We start from the raw sequence: 16,481 nt of genomic DNA on the forward strand, positions 1-16,481 counted from the left end.
TCCTCGCGACACCTCCGCACTGCTTTCAGCTTACTTTTTCTTAACGCCTTCCTGCGCTTCCCCAGTGGAAGGTGCCGGATATTGCCTAAAATAGCTGAAGCACCGGCGCGGTATGGTGAGGTATTAGCCCGGCAGAGTAAACAATAAGGAATAAATGATGAGTTTGCTTCCGGTAATGGTGATTTTCGGATTATCGTTTCCCCCGGTTTTTTTCGAAATACTCGCCGCCCTGGCGCTGTTTTTCATTCTGCGGCGGCTGCTGCAACCCACCGGGATCTATGATTTTGTCTGGCACCCTGCACTGTTCAATACAGCGCTGTACTGCTGTCTGTTCTATCTGATTTCTTGTCTCTTTGTCTGAGGTCGCTGTGAAAACCCTTTCTATAAAAATAATTCGTATTGCGATCACCCTGCTGTTGGTCATCCTCGCGGCCATCGCGATTTTCCGCGCCTGGGTGTTCTATACCGAATCGCCGTGGACGCGCGATGCCAAATTCACCGCCGATGTGGTGGGGATTGCACCGGACGTCACCGGGCTGATTACCGATGTGCCGGTGAAAGATAACCAGCTGGTGAAAGCCGGGCAGATCCTGTTCACCGTCGACAAGCCGCGTTACCAGCAGGCGCTGGAAGAGGCCGAAGCCGACGTGGCCTACTACCAGGCGCTGGCGGCGGAGAAGAAACGTGAGGCGGGCCGCCGCGTGCGTCTGGGTGTCCAGGCGATGTCGCAGGAGGAGATCGACCAGTCCAACAACTCGCTGCAAACCGCCCAGCACCAGCTGGCGAAAGCGGTGGCCGCGCGTGACCTGGCGAAGCTCGACCTGGAACGTACTGACGTGAAAGCGCCGGCGGACGGCTGGGTCACCAACCTGAACGTGCACGGTGGGGACTACATCACCCGCGGCTCGACTGCCGTGGCGCTGGTGAAGAAAAACACCTTCTACATTCTGGCCTACATGGAAGAGACCAAGCTGCCGCAGGTGAATATCGGTGATCGCGTGGAAATCACCCCGCTCGGCAGTAACCGCATCATGCACGGCACCGTGGACAGCATCGCCGCCGGGGTCAATAACAGCAGCAGCACGCCGGACAGCAAAGGCATGGCGACCGTGGACTCCAACCTGGAGTGGGTACGCCTGGCGCAGCGCGTGCCGGTGCGCATCCGGCTGGATGCCGCTGACCAGGCGCACCCGTACCCGGCGGGCACCACGGCCACGGTGGTGATAACCGGTACCAATGACCGTGACGTGACCACGGAGTCGCCGTTTGTGCAGTTCCTGCACCGTTTGCGCGAGTTCGGCTAAGGGGCAGCGATGAAAAGCCTCAACGTTGAGTTTCCCTTTCCGCGGATGCGGTTTGCGCTCAAGCTCACTTTTGCCATTCTGTTTGCGCTGATCCTCGGCTTCCATCTGGAGCTGGTGACGCCGCGCTGGTCAGCGATGACCGCCGCGATCGTGGTGGCCGGCCCGGCGTTTGTCGCCGGCGGCGAGCCGTTCTCCGGCGCGATCCGCCACCGCGGCTGGCTGCGGATCATCGGCACCTTTATCGGCTGCCTGGCGGCGCTGGTGATCATGATCGCCACCATCCGCGCGCCGGTGGTGATGCTGCTGCTCTGCTGCATCTGGGCCGGTTTCTGTACCTGGTGGTCATCACTGGTGCGGGTGGAAAACTCCTACGCGCTGGGGCTGGCCGGTTATACCGCGCTGATTATCGTCGTCACCTCTGCCAATACCCCGCTGCAAACCCCGCAGTTCGCTGTGGAGCGGTGCAGTGAAATTGTGCTGGGGATCGTCAGTGCCGTGATCGCCGATCTGCTGTTCTCGCCGCGCTCCATCAAAGCGGACATCGACCGGCTGGTGGAGAAACTGCTGGTGGACCAATACCGGCTGATGCAGCTCTGCCTCGGTTCTGCCGAACGGGAAACCGTGGACAAAGCCTGGGGCGATCTGGTGAAAAACACCAATGCCCTGAACGGGATGCGCAACCACCTGATGATGGAATCCTCCCGCTGGGGGCGCGCCAACCGGCGGCTGCGGGCGTTGCATACCCTGTCGCTGACGCTTATCACCCAGGCGTGCGAAACCTATTTCATCCTGCTGAACCACCCGGAAGAGATCTCCGCCAGCGTGCGCAGCCTGTTTGATGAACCGGCCGACACCCTGCCGGAGGTGCATAAGCGGATGAAAGTGCTGCGCCACCTGCTGACAAACAACGCCAGCGCGCCGGTCACCGTCACCAGTTGGGTCGGGGCCGCCTCGCGCTATCTGTTGCTGGCAAAAGGCGTACGCACCAACAGCAGCATCAACAATGTGGAAGAGGGCGTGCTGAGCGATGAAGTGGTGATCAAAACCCCTTCCGCCGAGCGTTACCACGCGATGATCAACGGCCTGCGCACCTTTGCGGCCACTGCCGCGGGCAGCCTGATCTGGCTCTGGACCGGCTGGACGTCCGGCAGCGGCTTTATGGTCATCATCGGCGTGGTCACCGCCCTGGCGATGCGCACCCCGAACCCGCGCATGATGGCGATGGATTTCGTGCTGGGCATGATGGTGGCGATCCCGGTCGGCTCGCTCTACTTTATGCTGATCCTGCCCGCCACCCAGCAGAGCGTATTGCTGCTCTGCCTGTGCCTCGGCGTGCTGACCTTTATCTGCGGCATTGAAGTGCAGAAGCGGCGGCTCGGCACCCTGGGCCTGCTGGCGGGCAGCATCAACATCCTGGTGCTGAGCAACCCGATGACGTTCAACGTCACCAGCTTCCTCGATAACGCCACCGGCCAGTTTATCGGTGCCGGGGTGGCGCTGGTGGTGATCCTGCTGATCCGCGATAAATCCAAAGAGCGTACCGGCCGCACGCTGCTGAACCGGCTGATGAGCAGCGCGGTGTCGGCGTTGACCACCAAGGCGTCACGCCGCCGTGAAAACCATTTACCGGCGCTCTATCAGCAGCTTAACCAGTTGCTGGTGATGTTCCCGAATGACATCGCCAAATACCGGCTGGCGCTGACGCTGATCATCGCGCACCAGCGGATGCGGCAGGCGGAAATCCCGGTGAATGAGGAGCTCTCGGCGTTCCATAAGCAGATCCGCAACACTGCCGACCATGTGGTTACCGCCACCAATGACGTCAAGCGCCGCTACTACTACGACCGGTTGCTGAAAGAGCTGAATGAGTACCAGCAAAAACTGGTGCACTACCAGGCTCCGCGCCACGTCACCGAACCGGTGAAGCGGCTGGCAGACATGCTGCACAAATATGAAAATGCGCTGCTCAGCGCGTGATAACCAAGCCAGACGCCGGTCTGGCTTTTTTTTGCCCGCCTTTTGCGATGAAGCAATAACTGGATGATATTAAAGGCAATGATGGCTGAATTGGCGCGTCATCTCCATGCCATGAGAAACCGCTATACTTAGCTGGACTGCTTTATTTTTCACGCGGCGCTGAGGCCGTGTGTGCATCAGGAGAAGAGTATGGCGCGCTATGACAGCCTGAAAAAAAACGACTTATTCAAAACCGGCTACTTTGTGGCGGGCGTCTGGCAGCAGGCCGGTGAGACCTTTGAGGTGCAGGACCCGGCTACCGGTGAGGTCATCGCCAATGTGGCGAAAGCCGGTGAAGCGGAAACCAACGCCGCGATTGCCGCCGCCGCGGAGGCCTTCCCGGCCTGGCGCAGCAAAACCGCCAAAGAACGCTCGGAAATCCTTTACCGCTGGTATCAGCTGATTCAGGAAAACAAACCTTTCCTGGGCGAGCTGATGGTGGCGGAGCAGGGCAAACCGCTGAAAGAGGCGCTGGGCGAAGTGGACTACGCCGCCAGTTACATCCAGTGGTTTGCCGAAGAGGCGAAACGCGCCAACGGCGAGATTATCCCCGGCACCAAACCCGGCGCGCGCATTCTGGCAACCCGTGAGCCGATTGGCGTGGTCGCCGCCATCACCCCGTGGAATTTCCCGTTGGCGATGCTGACGCGCAAACTCGGCCCGGCGCTGGCGGCAGGCTGTACCGGCTTGATTAAACCGGCCAACAATACGCCGCTCTCTGCCTTTGCGTTGCTGGAACTGGCAGACCGCGCCGGGGTGCCGAAAGGGGTGCTGAACGGTGTGGCAGGTGACACCCATGCCATCAGCGACGCCATCATGGCCAGCAAAACCGTGCGTAAAATCTCCTTCACCGGCTCCACGGAAGTGGGCAAAACGCTGGTCCGCAACGCGGCAGAGACCATGAAAAAAGTCTCGATGGAGCTGGGCGGCAATGCGCCTTACATCGTGTTTGAGGATGCCGACCTGGAACTGGCGGTGCAGGGGGCGATCGCCAACAAATTCCGCAACAGCGGGCAGGTCTGCGTCGCCACCAACCGCTTCTATATCCAGGACGGCATCTATGATGAATTCGTCAGCCGCCTCGCGGAGGCAGTGAAAAAGCTCAAAGTCGGCAACGGCATGGACGAAGGCGTGGTGGTCGGCCCGCTGATTGAGCCGAAAGGGGTTGAAAAGGTGGAACAGCACGTCAGCGACGCGTTGGGCAAAGGCGCGCGGGTCATCACCGGCGGCGAGCGCCACGCGCTGGGCGGCAACTTCTACCAGCCCACGGTGCTGGCGGATGTCACCGACGAGATGCAGGTGGCCCACGAAGAGACATTCGGCCCGCTGGCGGCCTGCCTGCGCTTCAGTACGGAAGAGGAGGTTATCCGCCGCGCCAATGCCAGCGAGTTCGGGCTGGCGGCTTACTTCTATACCCAGAACCTGCAACGGGTGTTCCGCGTGTCGCAGGCGCTGGAGAGCGGCATGATCGGCATCAACGAGTGCTCCGTCTCCACTGAGCTCGGCCCGTTTGGCGGCGTGAAGGAGTCCGGGCTGGGGCGTGAAGGCTCGGTGCTGGGCCTGGAAGAGTACCTGGAAGTCAAAACCCTGCACCTCGGCAATCTCTGACGGGGGCGGGTGAACCGGCCTGACGTGCGGTAACGGTAAACATTTCATCAGGATGGAGTAAGTGCATGGGGAAAGTGGTTTTCGACTTTAATCAGATACCGGATCTGCCCCGGTTTTACGGCGAATTTGCGCGAGAGTTTGCGCTGGGCGACGGTTTTGGGGCAAATCTGGATGCGCTGTGGGATGTGGTGACAGGCCGCCTTGGGCTGCCGGTAGAGATTGAGTTCGTCAACCTGAATGCACGCAAAAAGCGACGCTTCGGCGCGCTGGTGCTGTTGTTTGAAGAGGCGGAGGAAGAGCTGGAAGGCGGGCTGCGTTTTAACATTCGTCAGTAAGCGCACCGCCGATCATTGCGCCGCCGGAAAGCCGGCGGCCGGGCCAGCCACAGGGCGAGTTCCTCTCCCCCCGGCTGGCAGATCCCGGCGTGGGGATTACTGATCCTTGGCTTCGGCCAGTTCGCGCAGGTACTGGAAAATCTGGCGGAATGCTTTCGGCGGCTTGTTGGCAGCTTTCTCTTTCTGGGCGTTACGCACCAGCGCCCGCAACTGCTGGCGGTCAGCGTCCGGGTAGAGCGCCAGGACGTCCGGCACGGCGTCGTCACCCTCTTCAACCAGGCGATCACGCAGCGTTTCCAGTTTATGGAACAGGGAAACCTGCTGGTTATGGCGGTTTTTCAGCTTGTCGAGGGCGGTCTGGATCGGCTCCGGATCGCGGGCGCGCAGCATTTTGCCGATCAGCTGCAACTGGCGGCGGCGGCCCTCTTTTTTGATGCGTTGTGCCAGTTCAATCGCGGCGCGCAGGTCTTCATCCAGCGGGATTTTGTCGAGCGCGTTTTTGCCGAGCTCCATCAGCTCTGCGCCCAGATCTTTCAGCGCTTCGGCATCACGTTTAATTTCGCTTTTGCTGACCCAGATAATCTCGTCGTCTTCTTCGTTTTCATTCTCAGGGACGTCGTCGAGCCAGTCTTCGTGTGGTTTGTTCATGGGGACTCCAAAAAAAGAGGCTAATCCTATCAGGTTGTCGGCGTGGATCGCCAGCGACAGCCGGGTTTAGCAGCAAAGATCGCGCCCGCAGCCCGGTTATTATGGCGCAAGGCTGCGCGGATTGTGGGCAAAGATGCCCGGCGGATTGGCGGCCGCCATCAATTTATGTGAATCTCTGTTAGACTCAAGCCTATCAATCAGGTGTAAAACGCCGTGGACGTGGAGCGGGAACCCAGGCGAACCCAGCCGGTTTCCGGACGATTATCTCATTAATTATGGCAGATCGATGAAAGTAGTCACTCAAGTTGCAGAGCAACGTAAAACGCTGGAACAGGCGGTCGCCCGCGCCCTGGAACTGGCGCAGGCCGGGGCCGATCAGGCCGAAGTGGCCGTCAGTAAATCCACCGGGATCAGTGTCAGCACCCGGTTTGGCGACGTGGAGAACGTGGAGTTCAACAGCGATGGCGCGCTGGGCATCACGGTGTACTGGCAGAACCGCAAGGGCAGTGCCTCCTCCACCGATCTCAGCCCGGAGGCCATCAGCCGCACGGTGCAGGCAGCGCTGGACATCGCCCGCTACACCTCGCCGGACCCGTACGCTGGGGCCGCCGACCCGGAACTGCTGGCCTTTGAGGCCCCGGATCTCGATCTGTTCCACCCGACCGAGCTGGACGCCGAGCGCGCCATTGAGCTGGCGGCACGGGCAGAACAGGCGGCGCTTTCCGCTGACAAACGCATCACCAACAGTGAAGGCGGCAGCTTCAACAGCCACGTCGGCATCAAGGTGTTCGGCAACAGCCACGGCATGTTGCAGAGCTACTGCTCCAGCCGCCATTCGATGTCGAGCTGCGTGATTGCCGAGCACAACGGCGACATGGAGCGTGACTACGCCTACACCATCGGCCGCGCGATTGACGATCTGCAAAGCCCGGAGTGGGTCGGGGAAGAGTGCGCCCGCCGCACGCTCTCCCGCCTGTCGCCGCGCAAACTACAGACCATGAAAGCGCCGGTGCTGTTTGCCTCCGAAGTGGCGACCGGCCTGTTCGGCCACCTGGTCGGCGCCATCAGCGGCGGCAGCATCTACCGCAAATCGAGCTTCCTGCTCGACAGCCTGGGCAAACAGATCCTGCCGGAGTGGCTGACGATTGAGGAGCACCCGCACCTGTTGAAGGGGCTGGCCTCCACGCCGTTCGACAGCGAAGGGGTCCGCACCCAGCGCCGTGACATCGTGAAAGACGGCATCCTGCAAACCTGGCTGATGACCAGCTACTCAGCGCGCAAACTCGGCCTGAAAAGCACCGGCCACGCGGGCGGCATCCATAACTGGCGTATTGCCGGGCAGGGGCACGACTTCACCGCCATGCTGAAACAGCTCGGCACCGGCCTGATGGTCACGGAACTGATGGGCCAGGGCGTCAGCGGCGTCACCGGTGACTATTCGCGCGGTGCGTCCGGCTTCTGGGTAGAGAACGGCGAGATCCAGTACCCGGTCAGCGAGATAACCATTGCCGGTAACCTGAAAGAGATGCTGCGCAATATCGTCAGCGTCGGCAGTGACATCGAAACCCGCAGCAACATCCAGTGCGGCTCGGTGCTGTTGCCGGAAATGAAAATCGCCGGCGAATAAGCCTTCCCCGCCTTCCTTTAAAAACGGCCCCGTAGTGGGCCGTTTTTCTTTCTGTTTTTCTTCCTGTTTTTATTTTCCGTTCCCCCCTATTTTTCATTTAATCCGACTGTTTTGCGAATTGGATCTTTTCTGCCTATTTCATTTCCAGTTTGAACTGGAAAAAGTGCGTCTACACAGCGTGCCCGGCTGCGCGTAGGGTATTCCCATTACCCGTAAATAACCGGCAGGGAGACGCGCCGTGAATAATGGAACCGCACCGGGGCATCACGCCGTCAGGGTGGATACCGAAATGGCTGATAACCGGACGGAAGAGGTATTGGCCGAAATAATGGGGTTATTGCGCCGCCAGGCCATTTACCCAAATGCCGTACAGCAACAGATGCTGGATTCCCATATCCGCGCCATGGTGTTGCGCTCTTTTACCGGGGAGCCGTTGCCGGAAGTGGACAAAGATCTGTTTGAGGATATTTCCGCAGAGTCGATGGCGCTGGCGGAACAGGTCATCGGGAGCGTCGGTAATTTGCCGATTGAAGAGGCGTATTTGCTCTCGGTGCATTTTGAAGTCGCAAAAGAAAATACCCGCGATAACGACATGTAACCAGATAAGGGGATAACAATGGATATTACCGTAGTGATTGGTGACCGGCTGGGCAAAGGGCAGAAAGTCGCGCAGGGCGTGGAAGCCGCGGGCGGCCGGGCGGTGGTGGTGCCGGGCATGGCGGCGGATATGCGGCTGGGCGATGTGATGAAAGCAGAAGGCGCGACCTTCGGCATCTCATTTTGCGGCAGCGGCGGGGCCGGGGCGATAACCGCGCAGAATAAATATGGTTATAAAGCCAAACACGGTATGCGCTCCGTAGAGGAAGGCGTCACTGCCATTAATGAAGGCTGCACGGTATTAGGATTCGGTTTTATGGATAAAGAGGAATTAGGCCAGAAACTGGTGGAAGCCTGGCGTAAAAAATTCGGCCAGACACCATGAAACAGATCTATACCACCACGGTTCAGGTACAGGGAAAAGGCCCGACCAAAGCCGCCGCCTTTTCCGCGGCCTTAAGCCAGGTGCAGCAGGCAGTAATGAACTCCACGGAGACGGTGTTATTACGTATTGAGCCGCAGGATCTCCGGGTAATAACGGCAGAGGAAACCATCACGCGGGAAAAATTCCTGTTCTTCTTTCTGCCGCGTGAAAAGCGCCAGTATGCCGTCACGCTGGATATTACGGTCAACGTTACCGCCATTAATACCGGGCAGGTGACGTTCGCCACCCCTTAAACACGGGAACGAGAGATAAGGAGTCCTGATGTTTTTTATTATTCTGCTTAAATCGCTGATTATCGGCGGGCTGGTGGGGGTCGGCGTGGGTGCCGGCGCGGCGCGGATGTTCCATGCGCCGACGGTGCAGGGCATGGGGGCCTTCCGTACGCTCGGCGAGCTGAACGCCTGCGAGGGCGATCCGGCATCCCACTTCTCCTTCGGCCTCGGCTTCTTCTTCAACGCCTGGGCCTCCTCCGTGGCGGCCGGGGCCTTCACCCAGGATGTTGACCACCGCATCATCCCCAACTGGGGGGCGGCGGCGATCATGATGAAAAACCGCAACCTGGCGGAAACCCTGCACGACCCGCGCAAAATGGCGCTGGCCTGTGGGCTTATCGGCATGGTGGTGGTGGCGTTTCTCAATACCACCGCCTCGGCGGTGCCGGCGGCGCTTCAGGTCACGGCGGTGAAAGTGCTGGTGCCGGCCGCCAACCTGCTGGTGAACACCGTGATGCCGGTGATCTTCTGGCTGGCGGCGATTGATGCGGGCCGCCGCTCCGGCTTCTGGGGCACGGTGTTCGGCGGGCTGGCGCAGCTTATCATGGGGAACGCCGTACCGGGGCTGGTGCTCGGCATCCTGATCGGCAAAGGTGTGGAAGAGAGCGGCTGGAACCGCGTCACCAAAATCATGATGGCGGTGATTGTGCTGCTGTTCGTGCTGAGCGGCTTCTTCCGCGGCTTTGATATGAAGCTGCTGCAATCCTTCACCCTCGGCGTGCCCGGCTGGCTCGAGCACATCCATAACACCCTGAGCGGGAAATAATCATGACGACCCTTATCACCGAAAAAGCAGCTCCGCAGGAGAAAGCCGGGTTCTGGTACGCCGACTGGTCTTTCCCGATCTTTGTCGGCTTGCTCTCCTCCGGGGTGTTTGCCGGTACCCACATGTACTACCTCTACGGCATCGGCGCGTTTAACGAAGTGGCGTTTGTGTCGATGCTGCGCGCCGGGATGGACACCGGCGTTTACGGCGCAGTGGCGGCTTTCGGGGCGAGCTTCCTGTTCGCCCGCATCATTGAAGGCTCGCTGGTCGGCGTGCTGGACATCGGCGGCGCGGTGCAGACCGGCGTCGGGCTGGGCATCCCGGCGCTGCTGCTCGGCGCGGGCATCGTCTTCCCGGTGGAGAACTTTATCGCTTCGCTGATCACCGGGCTGGTGGCCGGGCTGGCGATTGGCTACCTGATTATCCTGGCGCGCAAATTCACCATCAACCAGAGCAACTCCACCTACGGCGCGGATGTGATGATGGGCGCGGGCAACACCTCCGGGCGTTTCCTCGGGCCGCTGATTATCCTGTCAGCGATCACCGCCTCGATCCCGATCGGCATCGGGTCGCTGCTGGGCGCGCTGCTGTTCTACCTCTGGCAGAAGCCGATCACCGGCGGGGCGATCCTCGGCGCGATGATCTTTGGCGCGCTGTTCCCGGTGACGCTCTCCTGATGGCGGCCGCGATGAAAGATCTGATCCTGCGCCGGGCGCGGCTGGCAGACGGCAGCGTCATCGATCTGGCGGTGCAGAACGGCCGGATCGCCGCGCTGGGGACGTTGCCGGGCGCGATGGCGGCGGAAAACACCGTGGATCTGGCGGGCGGGGTGTACCTGAGCGCCGGCTGGATCGACAGCCATGTGCACTGCTACCCGGCTTCGCCGATCTACCACGACGAGCCGGATCGCGTCGGCATCGACGGCGGCGTCACCACCGTGGTGGATGCAGGCAGCACCGGCGCGGATCAGGTGGGGGATTTCCACCGCCTGACCCGCACGGCGCGCACACAGGTGCTGGCGCTGCTGAACATCGCCCGCACCGGCATCGTGACGCAGAACGAGCTGGCGGACATGGCGCAGATCGACGGCGCGGCGGTGAAACAGGCAATCGGCGACTACCCCGGCTTTATCGTCGGGCTGAAAGCGCGCATGAGCAGCAGTGTGGTGGGGGAGAACGGCCTGCGGCCGCTGATCCGCGCCAAGCAGATCCAGCATGAGAATGGCGATTTGCCGCTGATGGTGCACATCGGCAACGATCCGCCTGATCTGGACGGCATCGCCGATCTGCTGACCGCGGGTGACATCATCACCCACTGCTACAACGGCAAACCGAACCGCATCCTGACGCTGGAAGGCGCGCTGCGCGGCGCAGTGCGTAAGGCGCTGGATCGCGGTGTGCGGCTGGATGTCGGCCACGGCAGCGCCAGCTTCAGCTTTGCGGTGGCGCGGCAGGCGATTGCGCTCGGCATTCTGCCGCACACCATCAGTTCCGACATTTACTGCCGCAACCGCCTGGACGGGCCGGTACACAGCCTGGCGGCGGTGATGTCCAAATTTTTGGCGCTCGGCATGACGCTGCCGCAGGTGATTGATTGCGTCACGTTAAACGCCGCCCAGTCGCTGAAACTCACCGGGCGCGGGCGGCTGGCGGTGGGGGAAACGGCTGACCTCACGCTGTTTGCCCTCAACGACACGCCGCAGATCTACGCCGATGCTGACGGGGCCGCCATGAATGCGCCGCAGCAGCTGGTGCCGCTGGCGGCGGTGGTCGCCGGGGCGCTCTATCCAACCCAAGAAGGGAATGCCTATCATGTCTTCTGATGCGCTGTCTGATAACAACACCGTTTCCCCCCACGAAAAATACCGGCTGAAACAGGTGATTAACGCCTCCGGCCGCATGACGATCCTGGGCGTCTCGACGCCGGAGCCGGCAGTGGCCGCCGCGGTGGAGTATGGCCTCGGCCACTTTTTCGAGATGAAGGATCTGGTGCTGAAAACCGGTGCCTATATTGCCGGGCTGCTGAACGTGGAGGATGCGGTGATCGTCTCCTGCGCCTCGGCCGGGATCGCGCAGTCGGTGGCGGCGGTGATCGTCAAAGAGAGCGATCATTTGCTGGTGAACCTGCACAGTGCCGCCCATCAGGAGCCGGACGAAATTGTGCTGCCGAAAGGGCATAACGTGAATTACGGCGCGCCGGTCGGCACCATGGTGGCGCTGGGCGGCGGAAAGGTGGTCGAAGCCGGCTACGCCAATGAGTGCTCGGCGGCGCAACTGGCCGCCGCCATTACCCCGCGCACCGCAGCGCTGCTCTACATCAAATCGCACCACTCGGTACAGAAAAGTATGCTGACGGTCGCAGAGGCAGCAGAGGTGGCACACCGCCACCAGTTGCCGCTGATTGTGGATGCGGCCGCAGAAGAGGATCTCACCTGTTATTACCAGATGGGTGCGGATCTGGTGATCTACAGCGGCGCGAAAGCGCTGGAAGGCCCGTCGAGCGGGCTGGTCATCGGGCGCGCAACTTATGTGGCCTGGGTGCGCCGCCAGTCGGAAGGCATCGGCCGGGCGATGAAAGTCGGCAAAGAGGGCATCCTCGGGCTGACCGAAGCGATTGAGCGTTACGTCCACCGCGTGCCGGTGAGCGGGCAGCAACTGGTGGAGAAAATGACGCCGTTTATTGAGCGCCTCAACACCCTGCCGGGCGTGACGGCACGCGTGGTATGGGACAGCGCCGGGCGCGACATCGCCCGTACCGAAATCGCCTTTGATGAGGCAGCGCTGGGGCTGCGCACCGGCGAGATTGTGCAGCGGCTGAAAACCGGGAAGATCGCCATCTATTTCCGCGGTTACCGCGCCAATGAGGGCAAGATCGAGGTCGATGTGCGCAGCGTCACCCCGGAGCAACTCACGACCCTTTACACCTGCCTTGCCACCCTGCTGGAGAAACGCCCGTGAAACCGACCTCATTAACCCCAAATTATTACCGTGACCGTGTCTGCCTCAATGTGCTGGCGGGCAGCAAAGCCAATGCGCAGGCGGTGTATGACGCGGCAGAGGGGCATGTGCTGGTGGGCGTGCTCTCGAAAAATTACCCGGATGTGGCGTCAGCCGTGGCGGATATGCGTGGCTACGCGGCGCTGATTAATAACGCGGTATCGGTCGGGCTGGGGGCGGGCGATCCGCGCCAGTCGGTGATGGTCGGGCAGATTGCGGCCGCGCTGCAACCGCAGCATGTGAACCAGGTCTTCAGCGGTGTGGGCAGCAGCCGGGCGCTGTTGGGCCAGCCTGATACGGTGGTCAATGGGCTGATTTCGCCTACCGGCCGCGTGGGCTGGGTGACGATTTCCACCGGGCCGCTGAGCAGCGGGCAACCGGCAGCGACAGTGCCGGTAGAAACGGCGATTGCGATGCTGAAAGAGATGGGCGGCAGCGCGGTGAAATATTTCCCGATGGGCGGGCTGGCCACGCGGGAGGAGTTCGCTGCCGTGGCGCGCGCCTGTGCGGCGCAGGATTTCTGGCTGGAACCCACCGGCGGCATCGATCTGGAGAACTTCACGCCGATCATGGCGATCGCGCTGGAGGCCGGGGTCAGCAAAATCATCCCGCATGTCTACAGTTCTATTATCGACAGCCAGAGCGGTGACACCCGCCCGGCGGCGGTCGCGGCCCTGCTGGCACAATTGCGCGCACTGGTGGGCTAAGCCTTCTTACACAGGAGAAACGCCGTGAAAACACGCACCGCCCTTTGTCTGGTACTGGCGATGGTCAGCGCGCCGCTGCACGCAGAGACCGCGCGCTTCGCTTATGTCGGCACCTATAACCCCAACGGCGAAGGCGTCTACCGCTTCACCGTCAATGCCACCGACGGCCGCCTCAGTGAGCGAGCACTGGTCAGCCGCGTCAGTAACCCGGCGCAACTGGTGGCGAACGCCGCCGGCACGCTGCTGTTTGTCGGCAGCGAGGTCGCGGATTTCAACGGCGGGCAGCAGGGCGGGCTGAGTGCTTACCGCATCAACCCACAGGACGGCAGTTTAACGCTGCTCAACCAGGTGATGTCCGCCGGGCAGGGGCCGGTCTGGCTGTCGTTGACGCCGGATGAGAAATTCCTGCTGGTGGCGAACTATATCAGCGGCAGCGTCGCCAGCTTCCCGGTGGCGGGTGACGGGAAACTTGGCGCGGCGGTGTCGGTGCAGCAGCAACAGGGCGAGCCGGGTGCCGCCAGGCCGGTCGCCGCAGTGCCGGGGAGTTTCGCCATCAGCGACCATAATGGGCCGCACGCCCATATGATCGAGAGCGATCCCAGCGGGCGTTTCGCCTTCTCCACCGATCTGGGGCTGGACAGGATCTACCAGTGGCGGCGCGATCCTGAAACCGGCGCGCTGACGCCAAATGATCCGCCGTTCATCCCGGCCGCTTCGGCCGGTGCCGGGCCGCGCCATCTGGTGTTCCACCCGTCGGGCGACACGCTGTTTGTGATTGCGGAAGAGGCCTCAGTGGTGACCAGCTACCGCCTCAACCGCGACACCGGCACGCTGACGCCGCTGAACAGCCTTTCATCGCTGCCGCCGGCCTACCAGGGTACCAGTTTTGCCGCCGGGTTGCTGCTGGGGCGTGACGGCAAAAACCTCTATGTCGCCAACCGCCTGCACAACAGCATCGCCCAGATCGCCGTCACGCCCGAAGGCGGGATGCGCTGGGTCAGTGAGGTGTGGACGCGCGGCGATTACCCCCGCAGCCTGACGCTCGACCCGGCCGGGAAAACGCTTTATGTCATGAATCAGAAAAGTGACAACATAACCCGCTTCCAGGTCGATCCGGCGCATGGCACACTGACTTTCGCCGACGAGTACACCCCGGTCGGCAGCCCGTCCCAGCTGATTATGGTGCCCTGAGGCAGCGATGCTGCCCTCCGGTGCGAACAGTTATCCCAACCCTGGAAGGATTATGGTGCGGTTTCCCTATCAACGTCTGGCCAATCTGTTTGATGCCTTGCAGGATGAGATCCTGCCGCAGGAGGAGCTGGCGAAACGCTTTGACGTCTCCACCCGCACCGTGCGGGCGGACATCACGGCACTTAACGAGATCCTGATCCGCTATGGCGCGCAGTTTGTGCACACGCGCGGCAGCGGCTACCAGCTCCGGGTAGAGGATGCGGTTCGCTTCAGTGCGCTGCGCCAGCCTGCGGCCGCCGCGCCGCAAATCCCGCGGACGGCGGCTGACCGGGCGACCTGCCTGCTGGTGCGGTTTCTCACCTCGCCGTTTTCGCTGAAACTGGAAGACCTGGCGGATGAGTGGTACGTGAGCCGCGGCACGCTGCAAAGTGACATGGCGGAGGTGCGGGAGTATCTCAGCCGTTACCCGCTGACGATTGAAACCAAACCGCGCTACGGCATGAAACTGTTCGGCAGCGAAGTGGCGATCCGCGCCTGCCTGACCGATCTGCTGTTCCAGCGGCAGGATGAACACAGCGCCGGGCTGCTGCATTCACCGGCGGTGCTGGCAGTGGCGCAGATGCCGGCGCTGGCCGCCGCGCTGCATCAGGGCGTGTCACAGGCGGGGATCCGGTTGACGGACGAGGGCGAGCACTATCTGGCGCTTTACTGCGCGGTGGCGCTCCGGCGCATTTGTGACGGCTACCCGCTCTCCGATTTCCAGGCCGACGAAGGGGATGAGGCGGTGCGGCAGGTCTCCTCAGCGCTGGCGGCCCAGTTGCGCCAGTGGGCAGGGAAGGAGATTGCCCCGGCGGAGGAGGCGTACCTGCGGGTAAACATCGCTGCACGGCGCGTCCAGGCGGTGCAGCCTACGGAGATCAATGCCGACGATGAGGAGGCGCTGGTGGATTACCTGCTCTCTTACATCAATGCGCACTATAACTACGATTTGCAGGGTGACGAGCAGTTGCGCGCCGACCTGCTGACGCACATCAAAACCATGATCACCCGGGTGAAATACCAGATAGCCATCCCGAACCCGCTGCTGGCGAACATCAAACAGCACTACCCGATGGCCTATGACGTCACGCTGGCGGCCCTGTCAAGCTGGGGAAAATATACCCCCTACAGCCTGAGCGAAAACGAGATCGGGTTTCTGGTGCTGCACATCGGCGTCGGGCTGGAGCGCCACTACAACATCGGCTACCAGCGCCACCCGCAGGTGCTGCTGGTGTGCGACACCGGCAATTCCACCATCCGCATGATCCAGGCGCAGGTCAGCCGCAAATACCCGCAGCTGGAGATCACCCGCATCATCACGCTGCGCGACTATGAGCAGCTCAGCCAGATTGACGAGGATTTTGTGATCTCCACGGCGCGGCTGGCGGAGCGCAACAAACCGGTGGTGGTGATGTCACCGTTCCCGACCGAATTCCAATTGGAACAGCTCGGCAAGCTGGTGCTGGTGGATCGCACCCGCCCCTATATGCTGGAGAAGTTTTTTGATGCCGGGCATTTCCTGATCCTCGACCAGCCGCTGAGCCAGGAGGAACTGTTTCGCCGGGTGTGCGGCCAACTGGAGCAGGAAGGGGTGGTGGACGGCGATTTTTACGCCTCGGTCACGGAGCGGGAGGCGATTGTCTCTACCATGCTGGGCGAGGGCATCGCGCTGCCGCACGCGCTGGGGTTACAGGCGAAAAAAACCGTGGTGGTGACGGTGCTCTGCCCGCCGGGCATCGCCTGGGGGCAAGGGGAGACGGCGCAGGTGATTTTCCTGCTGGCGATAAGCAAAGCCGATTATGAGGAAGCGATGGCGATCTATGACCTGTTCGTCACCTTTGTGCGTGAGCGCTCGGCCAGCCGGTTGCTCGCCAGCCGCGATTTTGCCAGCTTTAAAGCGATTGCCGGCGAAAGCCTGAGCCGGATTTAA

General features: G+C 61.6%; 16 protein-coding genes and 2 pseudogenes. 17 read left to right on the forward strand and 1 reads right to left on the reverse strand.

Going from position 1 to position 16,481, the window contains the following annotated elements; translation table 11 throughout:
• Window positions 1–157 precede the first annotated feature (157 nt).
• The 5 genes from aaeX to JK232_RS16315 all read left to right on the forward strand — a co-directional run bounded on the left by aaeX (window position 158) and on the right by JK232_RS16315 (window position 5,263).
• Window positions 158–361, forward strand: a complete 204-nt coding sequence (aaeX, locus tag JK232_RS16295) for a p-hydroxybenzoic acid efflux pump operon protein AaeX (RefSeq protein ID WP_072931669.1) — start codon at window positions 158–160, stop codon at window positions 359–361.
• Between the two features lie 7 nt (window positions 362–368).
• Window positions 369–1,304, forward strand: coding sequence for a p-hydroxybenzoic acid efflux pump subunit AaeA (aaeA, locus tag JK232_RS16300; protein WP_072931671.1), 936 nt, complete (start codon window positions 369–371; stop codon window positions 1,302–1,304).
• A gap of 9 nt (window positions 1,305–1,313) precedes the next feature.
• Window positions 1,314–3,281, forward strand: a complete 1,968-nt coding sequence (aaeB, locus tag JK232_RS16305; RefSeq protein ID WP_072931672.1) for a p-hydroxybenzoic acid efflux pump subunit AaeB — start codon at window positions 1,314–1,316, stop codon at window positions 3,279–3,281.
• 189 nt (window positions 3,282–3,470) lie between these two features.
• The gene (locus tag JK232_RS16310; RefSeq protein WP_101828993.1) at window positions 3,471–4,928 is read left to right on the forward strand and encodes an NAD-dependent succinate-semialdehyde dehydrogenase; all 1,458 of its coding nucleotides are present in this window, start codon (window positions 3,471–3,473) and stop codon (window positions 4,926–4,928) included.
• Window positions 4,929–4,993: 65 nt separating this feature from the next.
• Entirely contained in the window at window positions 4,994–5,263 is a 270-nt protein-coding gene (locus JK232_RS16315; protein WP_072931676.1) for a barstar family protein, read from the forward strand.
• A gap of 96 nt (window positions 5,264–5,359) precedes the next feature.
• Here JK232_RS16315 and yjgA read toward each other — a convergent pair whose 3' ends face one another.
• Entirely contained in the window at window positions 5,360–5,911 is a 552-nt protein-coding gene (gene yjgA, locus JK232_RS16320; protein WP_072931678.1) for a ribosome biogenesis factor YjgA, read from the reverse strand.
• A 286-nt stretch (window positions 5,912–6,197) separates the two neighbouring features.
• Here yjgA and pmbA point away from each other — a divergent pair, with 286 nt between their 5' ends.
• The 12 genes and pseudogenes from pmbA to JK232_RS16375 all read left to right on the forward strand — a co-directional run.
• On the forward strand, window positions 6,198–7,538 hold the full coding sequence (gene pmbA / locus JK232_RS16325) for a metalloprotease PmbA (RefSeq protein ID WP_072931681.1): 1,341 nt from the start codon (window positions 6,198–6,200) through the stop codon (window positions 7,536–7,538).
• A 238-nt stretch (window positions 7,539–7,776) separates the two neighbouring features.
• Window positions 7,777–8,136: a glycine dehydrogenase gene (locus JK232_RS16330; protein WP_394853967.1), complete on the forward strand. Its 360-nt coding sequence runs from the start codon at window positions 7,777–7,779 to the stop codon at window positions 8,134–8,136.
• 18 nt (window positions 8,137–8,154) lie between these two features.
• Window positions 8,155–8,520 carry a glycine-rich SFCGS family protein gene (locus JK232_RS16335; RefSeq protein WP_072931685.1) on the forward strand — a complete coding sequence of 122 codons (366 nt, stop codon included), beginning with the start codon at window positions 8,155–8,157 and terminating at the stop codon, window positions 8,518–8,520.
• Window positions 8,517–8,813 (forward strand): DUF4312 family protein, encoded by a 297-nt coding sequence (locus JK232_RS16340; protein ID WP_072931687.1) that lies wholly within the window; start codon window positions 8,517–8,519, stop codon window positions 8,811–8,813. Before JK232_RS16335 ends, JK232_RS16340 begins: the two co-directional genes overlap by 4 nt.
• Window positions 8,814–8,841: 28 nt before the next feature.
• On the forward strand, window positions 8,842–9,618 hold the full coding sequence (locus JK232_RS16345) for a DUF4311 domain-containing protein (RefSeq protein WP_072931688.1): 777 nt from the start codon (window positions 8,842–8,844) through the stop codon (window positions 9,616–9,618).
• 2 nt (window positions 9,619–9,620) lie between these two features.
• On the forward strand, window positions 9,621–10,295 hold the full coding sequence (locus JK232_RS16350; RefSeq protein WP_072931691.1) for a DUF4310 family protein: 675 nt from the start codon (window positions 9,621–9,623) through the stop codon (window positions 10,293–10,295).
• An 11-nt stretch (window positions 10,296–10,306) separates the two neighbouring features.
• On the forward strand, window positions 10,307–11,440 hold the full coding sequence (locus JK232_RS16355; RefSeq protein WP_212589414.1) for an amidohydrolase/deacetylase family metallohydrolase: 1,134 nt from the start codon (window positions 10,307–10,309) through the stop codon (window positions 11,438–11,440).
• Window positions 11,430–12,575: a DgaE family pyridoxal phosphate-dependent ammonia lyase gene (locus tag JK232_RS16360; protein WP_101828785.1), complete on the forward strand. Its 1,146-nt coding sequence runs from the start codon at window positions 11,430–11,432 to the stop codon at window positions 12,573–12,575. The genes JK232_RS16355 and JK232_RS16360 overlap by 11 nt, the downstream gene beginning before the upstream one ends.
• Entirely contained in the window at window positions 12,572–13,321 is a 750-nt protein-coding gene (gene dagF, locus JK232_RS16365; RefSeq protein ID WP_072931695.1) for a 2-dehydro-3-deoxy-phosphogluconate aldolase, read from the forward strand. The genes JK232_RS16360 and dagF overlap by 4 nt, the downstream gene beginning before the upstream one ends.
• Window positions 13,322–13,381: 60 nt before the next feature.
• The gene (locus JK232_RS16370) at window positions 13,382–14,512 is read left to right on the forward strand and encodes a lactonase family protein (RefSeq protein ID WP_212589423.1); all 1,131 of its coding nucleotides are present in this window, start codon (window positions 13,382–13,384) and stop codon (window positions 14,510–14,512) included.
• 52 nt (window positions 14,513–14,564) lie between these two features.
• Window positions 14,565–15,078: pseudogene (locus tag JK232_RS23085) on the forward strand (BglG family transcription antiterminator); the annotation flags it as partial.
• A gap of 98 nt (window positions 15,079–15,176) precedes the next feature.
• A pseudogene (locus JK232_RS16375) lies at window positions 15,177–16,481 on the forward strand (BglG family transcription antiterminator); the annotation flags it as partial.

Source organism: Nissabacter archeti (genome assembly GCF_018257325.1).
GTDB classification, from domain to species: Bacteria; Pseudomonadota; Gammaproteobacteria; order Enterobacterales; family Enterobacteriaceae; genus Chimaeribacter; species Chimaeribacter arupi.